Origin of the sequence: Streptomyces sp. NPDC057654 (assembly GCF_042800135.1) — a bacterium.
Lineage (GTDB): Bacteria > Actinomycetota > Actinomycetes > Streptomycetales > Streptomycetaceae > Streptomyces.
In genome coordinates this window covers 1-10278 of sequence record NZ_JBHVHQ010000238.1, presented here as the reverse complement: position 1 = coordinate 10278, position 10278 = coordinate 1, and the positions used below count along the sequence as shown (strand labels likewise).

Genomic DNA, 10278 nt, shown 5'->3' with positions numbered 1-10278 from the left:
GTTGGTGGGGACGTTTCCGGCCACGGCCTCGTCCAGGCGCATCCAGCCCGCGTACCGCCGGTCGAGGGAGAGCAGCAGGTCGCCGAAGTAGTCGGGCCGGCCGCGTACGAGATAGGTCTCGGCCTCCGGGGTGTTCGCGTACCCCTCGCCCTCGCGGACCAGCAGGTCCAGCCCGGCGCAGGCCGTGAGCAGCAGCTCCGCCGGGCGCTCCGCGATGCCGTGCCGGGCGGCCACCTCGGCGACCGGCAGGCCGGGGGCGGCGGAGAGGTCGGAGAACAGGTCCATCCGGGTGGCGACGGCGAGCGCCTTCGCCGCCCAGAGCCCGGTCGCGATGTCCATCAGCCGTAGGGGCGGGGTGGGGGTGCCCGGGTCCGTCACGGCGTCCTCCTCGCGCTGGGCCGGGGCCCGGGGGCCGCGTGCCCCGGGGGCGGTGGCCGAAAAGAGACGGCCGCCACCCCTAGTGGATCAGCCCGCGGCCGCCGCCACCAGCGGTACGGACGTCACCCGGCCGACACCAGCGGTACGGACGTCACCCGGCCGACAGCAGCGCTACGGGCGTCACCCCGCCGCCCGCACCAGCGCGGACATCACCCGGACGTCGTCGCCCGCCTCCGGATGCCACTGCACGGCCAGCGCGAAGCCCCGTGCCCCCGGCAGCTCCACCGCCTCCACCGTGCCGTCCTCCGCGTACGCGCTCGGCACCAGCCCCGCGCCGAGCCGGTCCGCCGCCTGGTGGTGGAAGGTCGGCACCGACACCTCCTCCGGCAGCGCCGCCGCGAGCAGGGTGCCGGGCACCGGCTTCACGCCGTGCCGCGCGAAGACCCCGGGCGGCCCGCTGTGCCCGCCGTGCCCGACCACGTCCGGCAGGTGCTGTACGAGCGTGCCGCCCAGCGCCACGTTGAGCAGCTGGAGGCCGCGGCAGATGCCCAGCAGCGGCGTGCCCCGGTCCAACGCGGCCTGGATCAGGGCGAGTTCCCAGGCATCGCGCTCCGGCGTGGGCGGGCCGGTCTCGGGGCGCCGCTCGGCCCCGTACCGCTGCGGGTCCACGTCCGGCCCGCCCGAGACCACCAGGCCGTCCAGGCGCGCCACCACCGCTTCGGCCGCCGTCGGGGCGTCCGGCGGCAGCAGCGCCGCGAGGCCGCCCGCGCGCTGTACGAGCCGGTGGTAGCCGACGGGCAGCACCGCCGCGGGCAGCTCCCACACGCCCCAGCGCACGGGGTCTTCCAGATACGTGCTGATGCCGATCAGGGGGGTGGTCATGGATGTCCTCCACATACGGGTTCACGTACGGTCCAGTTCCGCCTCCGCCGCGGCGAGCGCCGCGAACTCCTCCTCGGGCGCGGACGCCACCAACCGGTGCCGGGAGTAGAGGGCGAAATAGCACAGGGCCACCGCGTACACCCCCAGCGCGATGAACGCCGCGTCCTTGTCCACCAGGAACGTCGCCGCCAGCGCCGAACACGCCAGCACGAAGGCGACGGAGGAGGTGAGGATGCCGCCGGGGGTGCGGTACGGGCGGGTCAGCCCCGGCTCGCGGCGGCGCAGCACGATGTGCGAGAGCGACATCAGCGCGTACGAGATGGTGGCCCCGAACACCGCGACGTTGAGCATCCGCGCGCCGTCCCCGGTCGCCGCGGCCAGCGCGAAGCCGAGGACGCCGGGCACCAGCAGCCCCAGATAGGGGGCCTTGCGGCGGCTGGTGAGGGAGAGGAAGCGGGGGAGGTAGCCGGCCCGCGAGAGCGCGAAGAGCTGCCGCGAACCGGCGTAGATCAGCGAGAAGAAGGACGCCACCAGGCCCGCGAGCCCCGCGTAGTTGACGATGCGGCTGAGCGTGGTGGGGTGGCCGTCCGGCTGGAGGGCGGCGACCAGCGGATTGCCCGCGTCCTTCATGGCGTTCGCGCCGCCCGCGCCCGTCGAGGCGAGGAAGGTGAGCAGCGCGAGGAGCAGCAGCACGCAGATCGAGGTGGCCATCGCCTTCGGCAGCGTACGCGCGGGGTCCCGCGTCTCCTCGGCGGCCAGCGGCACGCCCTCGACGCCCAGGAAGAACCACATGCCGAACGGGAACGCCGACCAGATGCCCAGAATCCCGAACGGCAGCCAGGAGCCCGCGCCCAGGGCGTCCGCGTGCACGGGGATGTCGGTGAGGCGGCCCGCGTCGAAGTCGGTGAACGCGCCGACGGCGAAGACCAGGAGGGCGGCGACGGCGATGCCGGTGACGACGAAGCTGAAGCGCAGCGCCTCGCCGACGCCCCACAGGTGGATGCCGATGAAGACGGCGAAGCAGGCGAGGTAGACGGGCCAGCCGGAGGTGAGGCCGAACAGGTGCAGGGACTCCACGTAGTCGCCGATGAAGATGGAGATGGCGGCGGGCGCGAGCACGTACTCGATGAGGATCGCGGTGCCGGTCAGGAAGCCGCCCCAGGGGCCGAGCGCGCGGCGGGCGAAGCCGTAGCCGCCGCCCGCGGTGGGCAGGACGGAGGCCAGTTCGGCGAGCGAGAAGACCATGCAGGTGTACATCAGGCCCATCAGCACGGCGGCGGCCGCGAGCCCGCCGAAGCCGCCCTGCGCCAGGCCGAAGTTCCAGCCCGAGTAGTCGCCGGAGACGACGTAGGCGACGCCGAGGCCGGTCAGCAGCAGCGGCCCGGCGTTGCCGCGGCGCAGCGCGCGCTTTTCGAGGTACGCGTCCGCGGGGGAAGAGGCCGGGGAGGCGGGGGAGCCGTGGGAGCGGGCGGCAGGCGGTGCGGTGGGGGGCTCCGTGCGCTCGGACCGATCGGGCATGAACGGCTCCTGCCTGCGAGGGTTAAGGTTTGAGGCCATACCTTTGCCGTGGTGGCGGCCGGAAAGCAACCCTCTTGCGCCCTGCAATCCTTCGAGGGGTACCCGCGCCGCCTCACGTGAGAAACCCCTTACGCGAGAAACCCCCGCAGCAGCGCCGCCGTCCCGCGGCAGTGCTCCCGCATCACCTCGCGCGCGCCGTCCGCGTCCCCGTCCAATACCGCCTCCACCAGCGCCGCGTGCTGCCGCTGCGAGTGCTCCAGGTTCCGCACCAGCAGCGGGATGCAGTCCAGCAGGTCGTTGACCGTCGCCCGGACCGCCGCGTACTGCGCGGCCAGCGTCGCCGACCCCGAGACGTCCGCCAGCGTCAGATGCAGCATCGTGTCGAGCCGCCGGTAGTCCGCCAGCGGCGCGTCGTGCGTCGCGTCCAGCGCCGACCGCAGCCGCGCCGCCTGCTCCGGCGCCGGCCCGTGGGACGCGCACAGCCCGGCCGCGCCCACCTCCAGCACCTCCCGGAACCGCAGCGTGTCCTCGACGTCCACCGCCACCAGCCGCCGCCGCAGCTCCTCCTGGCCCGTCGACCCGGCGCGGGCCCGTACGAACGTGCCGCCGTACCGGCCGCGCCGGCTCTCCACCAGCCCCTGGTCCGCGAGCACCTTCAGCACCTCGCGCAGCGTCACCCGGCTGATGTGCAGCCGCTCGGCCAGCTCGCGCTCGGCCGGCAGCCGTTCGCCGTGCGGCACCAGGCCCAGCCGGACGACCTGGAGTATCTGCTCCAGCGCCTCCTCGAAGCCGTTGCCCGCACGTACCGGCCGCAGCACCGCCGCGAGACGATCCTCTGTGCCGTCCATCGAGCCCCCTTCCCAACCAATGGTCTACGGGCCTACCTTATGACTCCGGTTGCGCAGACAGGAGGCCATCCCGTGGCAGACCGCACGCCCCCGCTCCCCGTCGACGAGCTGCGCCGGCTCGTCGACTCCGGGGAGATCGACACTGTCGTCCTCGCCTTCACCGATATGCAAGGACGGCTCCAGGGCAAGCGGTTCGCCGCCCGCTTCTTCCTCGACGACGCGCTGGAACACGGCACCGAGGGCTGCAACTACCTCCTCGCCGTCGACGCCGACATGAACACCGTCGACGGCTACGCCATGTCCTCCTGGGACCGCGGCTACGGCGACTTCGCGATGCGCCCCGACACCTCCACCCTGCGCCGCACCCCCTGGAACCCGGCGACCGCCATGGTCACCGCCGACCTCCTCTGGCACGACGGCTCGCCCGTCGCCGCCTCGCCCCGGCAGATCCTCCGCCACCAGCTCGACCGGCTCCGTCAGACGGGGCTCGACCGCACGGGCAGCGCCTGGAGCGCGTACGCGGGCACCGAGCTGGAGTTCATGGTCTTCGACGACACCTACGACGACGCCTGGACCCGCGGCTACCGCGGTATGCACCCCGCCAACCAGTACAACGTCGACTACTCCGTGCTCGGCACCGGCCGCGTCGAGCCCCTGCTGCGCCGCATCCGCAACGAGATGGGCGCGGCCGGCATGACCGTGGAGTCCGCGAAGGGCGAGTGCAACCTCGGCCAGCATGAGATCGCCTTCCGTTACGACGAGGCCCTGACCACCTGCGACCAGCACTCCGTCTACAAGACCGGCGCCAAGGAGATCGCCGCCCAGGAGGGCCGGGCGCTCACCTTCATGGCCAAGTACGACGAGCGCGAGGGCAACTCCTGCCATATCCACCTCTCGCTCCGCGACGAGGCCGGACGGCCCGTCATGGCCGCTGACGACGGCCCGTACGGCATGTCGCGCACCATGGAGCACTTCCTCGCCGGACAGCTCGCCGCGCTCCGCGAATTCACCCTGCTGTACGCGCCCAACATCAACTCCTACAAGCGGTTCCGGCCCGGCTCCTTCGCCCCGACCGCCGTCGCCTGGGGCCCCGACAACCGCTCCTGCGCGCTGCGCGTCGTCGGCCGCGGCCACGCCCACCGCTTCGAGAACCGGCTGCCCGGCGGCGACGTCAACCCCTACCTCGCCGTCGCCGGCATGATCGCCGCCGGACTGCACGGTATAGAGGCGGAGCTGGAACTGCCCGAGGCGTGCACCGGCAACGCCTACGCGGGCGACGCCGAACACGTCCCCGTGACCCTGCGCGAGGCCGCCGACCTGTGGTCCGCCAGTCCCCTCGCCCGCGCCGCCTTCGGCGACGAGGTGGTCGAGCACTACCTCAACATGGCGCGCGTGGAACAGGACGCCTACGACACCGCCGTGACGGACTGGGAGCGGTTCCGCTCCTTCGAGCGCATGTGAGGAAACCCGACGACGTGCACGAGCACCAGGTCATCAACCCCGCCACCGAAGAGGTCATCGCCACCGTCCTCGCCTCCACCGCCGAGGACGTCGACGCCGCCGTCGCACGGGCCGGGCGCGCCCAGCGCACGTGGGCGGCCCTCGCCCCCGGCGACCGCGCCCGGCAGCTGCGCCGCTTCGCCGCGGCCGTCGACGCGCACACCGAGGAACTGGCCCGGCTGGAGGTCCGGGAGGCCGGCCACCCCATCGGCAACGCCCGCTGGGAGGCCGGCAACGTCCGCGACCTCCTCGACTACGCGGCCGGCGGCGCGGAGCGGCTGACCGGCGTCCAGATCCCCGTCGCGGGCGGGCTGAACGTCACCTTCCACGAGCCGCTCGGCGTCATCGCCGTCATCGCCCCGTGGAACTTCCCCATGCCCATCGCCGCCTGGGGCACGGCCCCCGCGCTCGCCGCGGGCAACGCAGTCCTCCTCAAACCCGCCGAGACCACCCCGCTCCCCCCGCTCCGGCTGGCCGAACTCGCCCTGGAGGCCGGGCTCCCCGAAGGGCTTTTCCAGGTCCTGCCGGGCGCCGGGCCCGTCGCGGGCTCGGCCCTCGTCCGCCACCCCGGCGTCGACAAGGTCGTCTTCACCGGCTCCACCGCCGTCGGCAAGCAGATCATGGCCGAGTGCGCCGCGCGGGTGAAGCCGGTGACCCTCGAACTCGGCGGCAAGAGCCCCAACATCGTCTTCGCCGACGCCGACCTCGAACAGGCCGCCGCGGACGCCCCCGGCTCCTTCCTCGACAACACCGGCCAGGACTGCTGCGCCCGCAGCCGCATCCTTGTCCAGCGCGACGTCTACGACCGCTTCATGGAGCTGCTGGAGCCCGCCGTCCGCGCCTTCACCGTCGGCGACCCGGCCGACGCCGCCACCTTGATGGGCCCGCTGATCTCGGCCGCGCACCGGGAGCGCGTACGGGCGTACGTACCCGAGTCCGCGCCCGCCGCCATCCGGGGCGAGGCCCCCGGCGGCAAGGGGTTCTGGTACCCGGCGACCGTCCTGGAGGGCGTGCCGGAGGACCGGGCGGCGACCGAGGAGGTCTTCGGGCCCGTCGCCGTGGTCCTCCCCTTCGAGGACGAGGCCGACGCCGTCCGCCTCGCCAACGCCACCGACTACGGCCTCTCCGGCTCGATCTGGACCCGCGACGTGGGCCGCGCGCTGCGCGTCTCGCGCGCCGTCGCGGCGGGCAATCTGTCCGTCAACTCGCACAGCAGCGTCCGGTACGCGACCCCGTTCGGCGGCTACAAGCAGTCCGGGCTCGGCCGGGAGCTGGGCCCGGACGCGCTCGCCGCGTTCACCGAGACCAAGAACGTCTTCCTGAACACCGACGCCTGACGCCTGACCGACTTGTGACCGCGATGGAGGAAAGCAAGTGAGCGACCAGAGTCCCGTGTGCCGCCGCCTGGTGGGCCGTACCGCCGTCATCACCGGAGCCGGCAGCGGCATCGGACTGGCCACCGCGCGCCGCCTCGCCTCGGAGGGCGCGAACGTCGTCGTGGCCGACATCGACGAGAGCAGCGGAAAGGCGGCGGCCGAGGAGGTCGGCGGCCTCTTCGTCAAGGTCGACGTCACCGACCCCGGGCAGGTCGAGGCGGTCTTCAAGACCGCGTACGACACGTACGGCTCGGTGGACGTCGCCTTCAACAACGCGGGCATCTCGCCGCCCGAGGACGACTCCATCCTCACCACGGGCCTCGACGCCTGGAAGCGCGTCCAGGAGGTCAACCTCACCTCCGTCTATCTCTGCTGCAAGGCCGCGCTCCCCTATATGCGCGAGCAGGGCCGCGGCTCCATCATCAACACGGCCTCCTTCGTGGCCGTGATGGGCGCCGCCACCTCGCAGATCAGCTACACCGCGTCCAAGGGCGGCGTGCTGTCCATGTCCCGGGAACTGGGCGTGCAGTTCGCCCGCGAGGGCATCCGCGTCAACGCGCTCTGCCCCGGCCCGGTCAACACCCCGCTGCTGAAGGAACTGTTCGCCAAGGACCCCGAGCGCGCCGCCCGCCGCCTCGTCCACGTCCCCGTGGGCCGCTTCGCGGAGCCCGAGGAGATCGCCGCCGCCGTCGCCTTCCTCGCCAGCGACGACTCCTCCTTCGTCAACGCGGCCGAATTCCTCGTCGACGGCGGAATCGCGGGTGCGTACGTAACGCCGATGTAAGGTCCATGATCAACACCGAAAACCGGCCGAACGGCTGGTTTTCGGTGTCAGTCCTGGCCCCCCACGTCCTGGAGGACGCATGCGCACCAAGCACGCTCTTGTCGCCTCGCTCGCCGCCGCCTCGGCACTCGCCGCCGCGGTGCCCGCCACCGCCGCCCCGGCCCCCGCCGCCGCTCCCGGGAACGCGGCCGCCGCCCGTTCGGCGCACACGAACTGCCCGCAGCTCGACAAGAACCTCACGTGGTTCGGCGACAACCGGCACAAGCTCCAGCGGATGATCGACGAGCGCGGCCGGTGTTCCGGGCACGGCGGGCCGCGGCCGGTCGCCGCGTTCGACTGGGACAACACCGTCGTCAAGAACGACGTCACGGACGCCACGCTGGCCTGGGCGCTCAAGCACGACAAGATCCTGCGGCCCGCGAGCTGGCGGGCCACCAGCAAGTGGATGACGCCGGCCGCGGCGCGCGATCTCACCAGAGCGTGCGGCACGTCCGTACCGGTCGGGAAGCCGCTGCACACCTCCCGGAACACCGCGTGCACGGACGAGATCATGGAGATCCGCGCCGAGTCCCGCACGATGAGCGGCAAGGCCGCCTTCTCCGGCGAGTGGAACCACCGGCGGACGGTGCCCTCCTACGCCTGGATCCCGCAGCTGTTCGCCGGGCAGCGCCCCGCCGCCCTGACCTCGTACGCCAAGCAGGCCCGCAGCGAGGCGCTGGCGGCCCCGATCGGCTCCACGCAGACGGTCGGCACCCACAAGATCGCCGGGTACGTCCGCTACTACGACCAGCAGAAGGACCTCATCCGCACGCTCAAGGCGGCCGGCTTCGACGTCTACATCGTCTCCGCGTCCTCCGAGCCCATCGCCCAGGCGTGGTCCGGCGGCGTCGGCCTCGACCGCAAGCACACCATCGGCATCCGCAGCCTCACCAGCCACGGCAAGATGACCACCGGCATCCGCGCCTGCGGCGACGTCAAGGGCACCGGCGGCGACGCGATCCCGTTCATGGACGGCAAGCGCTGCTGGATCAACCAGGAGATCTTCAAGAAGAAGGGCGCCGAGGCGTGGCGCCTCCAGGACCCGGCGCACCGCATCGCGCTGGGCGGCGGCGACGCGAACACCGACGTGACGTTCGTGAACGACGCGACCGGCGCGCACCTGGCCATCAACCGCAACCAGGGCGAGCTGATGTGCCGGGCGTACGACGACGCCGACCACCGCTGGGTCGCCCAGCCGATGTTCATCGACCCGATGCCGGCCAAGTCCGGCACGTACCCGTGCTCGACCACGGCGTACGTGAACACGGACGGCACGGGCGGGCCGGTCCGGCGCGCGGACGGCACGGTCGTCCCGGACCAGCACGACCACGCCCACCTCTGAGCCCCTCGACGCCGGGTCCTTCCACGGACCCGGCGGTCACAGGAACGTACGGCCCTCACCTCGGTAGGTGGGGGCCGTCTCCACGATCCGGTCCCCGTCGATCAGGTGCAGCGCCCCGAAGCGCTCGCACAGCTCGCCGGCCTTCGCGTGCCGGAACCACACCTTGTCGCCGACCAGCAGATCGTCCGCGGGCTGCCCCAGCAGCGGCGTCTGCACCTCGCCCGCGCCCTCCATCGCGTCCAGCCGCAGCCCGGCCGGGAGGTACGGGACCGGCAGCCGGTCCTTGCCCGCGGCGCCCGACGCCGGGTAGCCGCCGCCCAGCACCGTCACCACGCCCACGCCGGGCCGCCGCACCACCGGCAGCGCGTACAGCGCGGCCGGGCGGCCCCGGAAGGACGTGTACGTGTCGAACAGCCGCGGCACGTACAGCCCGGACCCCGCCGCGACCTCGGTGACCGCGGCCTCCGCGGCCGTGTGCTGGACGCTGCCCGTGCCGCCGCCGTTGACGAACTCCAGGTCCGGGGCGACGGCGCGCACCGCCCGTACGACCTCGGCCCGGCGCGCGGCCAGCTCCTTGCGGGCGGCGGCCTGCATCAGGCGGATGGTCCGCGACCGCACCGGCCGCCCGGCCAGTCGGTCGCCGACGCCCGCCACATGGGCCTCGTACGCCATCAGGCCCACCAGCCGGAAACCGGGGCGGCGGCCGATCGCGCGGGCCAGACCGGCCAGTTGGGCGGGGGTGCGCAGGGGCGAGCGGAGCGCGCCGATCCGTACGCGGCCGCCCAACAGCCGCAGCGAGGTGTCCAGTTCCAGGCAGACCCGGATCTCCTCGCCGCCGCCGGACCGTGCGGCGTCGATCAGGTCGAGCTGGCGGAGATCGTCGACCATCACCGTGACCGCGCCCGCGAGCTTCGGGTCGCCGGCCAGTTCCGCGAACGCCCCACGGTCGGCCGACGGATAGGCGAGGAGGATGTCGTCGAAGCCGGACCGCGCCAGCCACAGCGACTCCGCGAGCGTGTAGCTCATGATCCCGGCGAACCCGTCGCGCGCCAGGACCCGCTCCAGCAGCGCCCGGCAGCGCACGGACTTGCTCGCCACCCGGATCGGCTTGCCCCGCGCCCGCCGCGTCAGATCGGCGGCGTTGGCGTCGAAGGCGGCAAGATCGACGATGGCGACGGGGGCGTCGAGATGGGCGGTGGCCCGGTCGAACCGGGCCCGGTCGGCGGCTGCGGAGGACACGGCGGACACGGCAGCGGGTATCGCGGCGGACATGGCCGCAGCTTGCCAGAAGCCCTTACCGCTGGGTAGAGGCATGGCCCGTGCGCAGGGCGGCCGACGCCCCGTAGAGTGGCGTCACACATGGCGACCGGCAGGTCAGCGGGGTGCTCCCCGCATGCGAACCGGCCGGTCCACCAAGGCCGTCGGACGGTACGGCGGGCCGCTCGCGAGGGGGAGCGCAGTTGAGCACCGAGGCGCGAGGCGTGCTGGGCTCCCCGTCCCCACCACCCCCGCCGCCCCCCGCGCGGCCACCCGCCGCGCCCGCCCCGGCAGGGGCGACGGCGCGGCCTCTCAGCACGCACCCGGAACTCGCGGAGCACATGCCCACACCCC

9 protein-coding genes are annotated in these 10278 nt (G+C 73.3%); 4 read left to right on the top strand and 5 right to left on the bottom strand.

The window, feature by feature from the left end; genetic code table 11:
- The 4 genes from ACFU99_RS19275 to ACFU99_RS19260 all read right to left on the bottom strand — a co-directional run.
- Positions 1–378, bottom strand: a 378-nt coding sequence (locus ACFU99_RS19275; RefSeq protein WP_384393365.1) for a methyltransferase dimerization domain-containing protein, incomplete at its 3' end; no start/stop codon positions are given.
- A gap of 180 nt (positions 379–558) precedes the next feature.
- The gene (locus ACFU99_RS19270) at positions 559–1260 is read right to left on the bottom strand and encodes a gamma-glutamyl-gamma-aminobutyrate hydrolase family protein (protein WP_384393362.1); all 702 of its coding nucleotides are present in this window, start codon (positions 1258–1260) and stop codon (positions 559–561) included.
- Between the two features lie 21 nt (positions 1261–1281).
- On the bottom strand, positions 1282–2778 hold the full coding sequence (gene eat, locus ACFU99_RS19265) for an ethanolamine permease (protein ID WP_384393359.1): 1497 nt from the start codon (positions 2776–2778) through the stop codon (positions 1282–1284).
- Positions 2779–2906: 128 nt separating this feature from the next.
- Positions 2907–3626: a FadR/GntR family transcriptional regulator gene (locus ACFU99_RS19260; protein ID WP_384393356.1), complete on the bottom strand. Its 720-nt coding sequence runs from the start codon at positions 3624–3626 to the stop codon at positions 2907–2909.
- Positions 3627–3698: 72 nt separating this feature from the next.
- Here ACFU99_RS19260 and ACFU99_RS19255 point away from each other — a divergent pair, with 72 nt between their 5' ends.
- From ACFU99_RS19255 to ACFU99_RS19240, 4 genes are all read left to right on the top strand, one after another.
- Positions 3699–5087, top strand: coding sequence for a glutamine synthetase family protein (locus tag ACFU99_RS19255; RefSeq protein ID WP_384393353.1), 1389 nt, complete (start codon positions 3699–3701; stop codon positions 5085–5087).
- Between the two features lie 14 nt (positions 5088–5101).
- Positions 5102–6463 (top strand): aldehyde dehydrogenase family protein, encoded by a 1362-nt coding sequence (locus tag ACFU99_RS19250; RefSeq protein ID WP_384393350.1) that lies wholly within the window; start codon positions 5102–5104, stop codon positions 6461–6463.
- Positions 6464–6500: 37 nt separating this feature from the next.
- Positions 6501–7286, top strand: coding sequence for a 3-oxoacyl-ACP reductase (locus ACFU99_RS19245; RefSeq protein ID WP_384393349.1), 786 nt, complete (start codon positions 6501–6503; stop codon positions 7284–7286).
- 79 nt (positions 7287–7365) lie between these two features.
- A complete protein-coding gene (locus ACFU99_RS19240; RefSeq protein ID WP_384393347.1) occupies positions 7366–8667 on the top strand; it encodes a haloacid dehalogenase-like hydrolase in 1302 nt (433 codons plus the stop codon).
- 36 nt (positions 8668–8703) lie between these two features.
- Here ACFU99_RS19240 and ACFU99_RS19235 read toward each other — a convergent pair whose 3' ends face one another.
- The gene (locus tag ACFU99_RS19235) at positions 8704–9906 is read right to left on the bottom strand and encodes an amino acid deaminase/aldolase (protein ID WP_384393367.1); all 1203 of its coding nucleotides are present in this window, start codon (positions 9904–9906) and stop codon (positions 8704–8706) included.
- Positions 9907–10278: the final 372 nt, after the last annotated feature.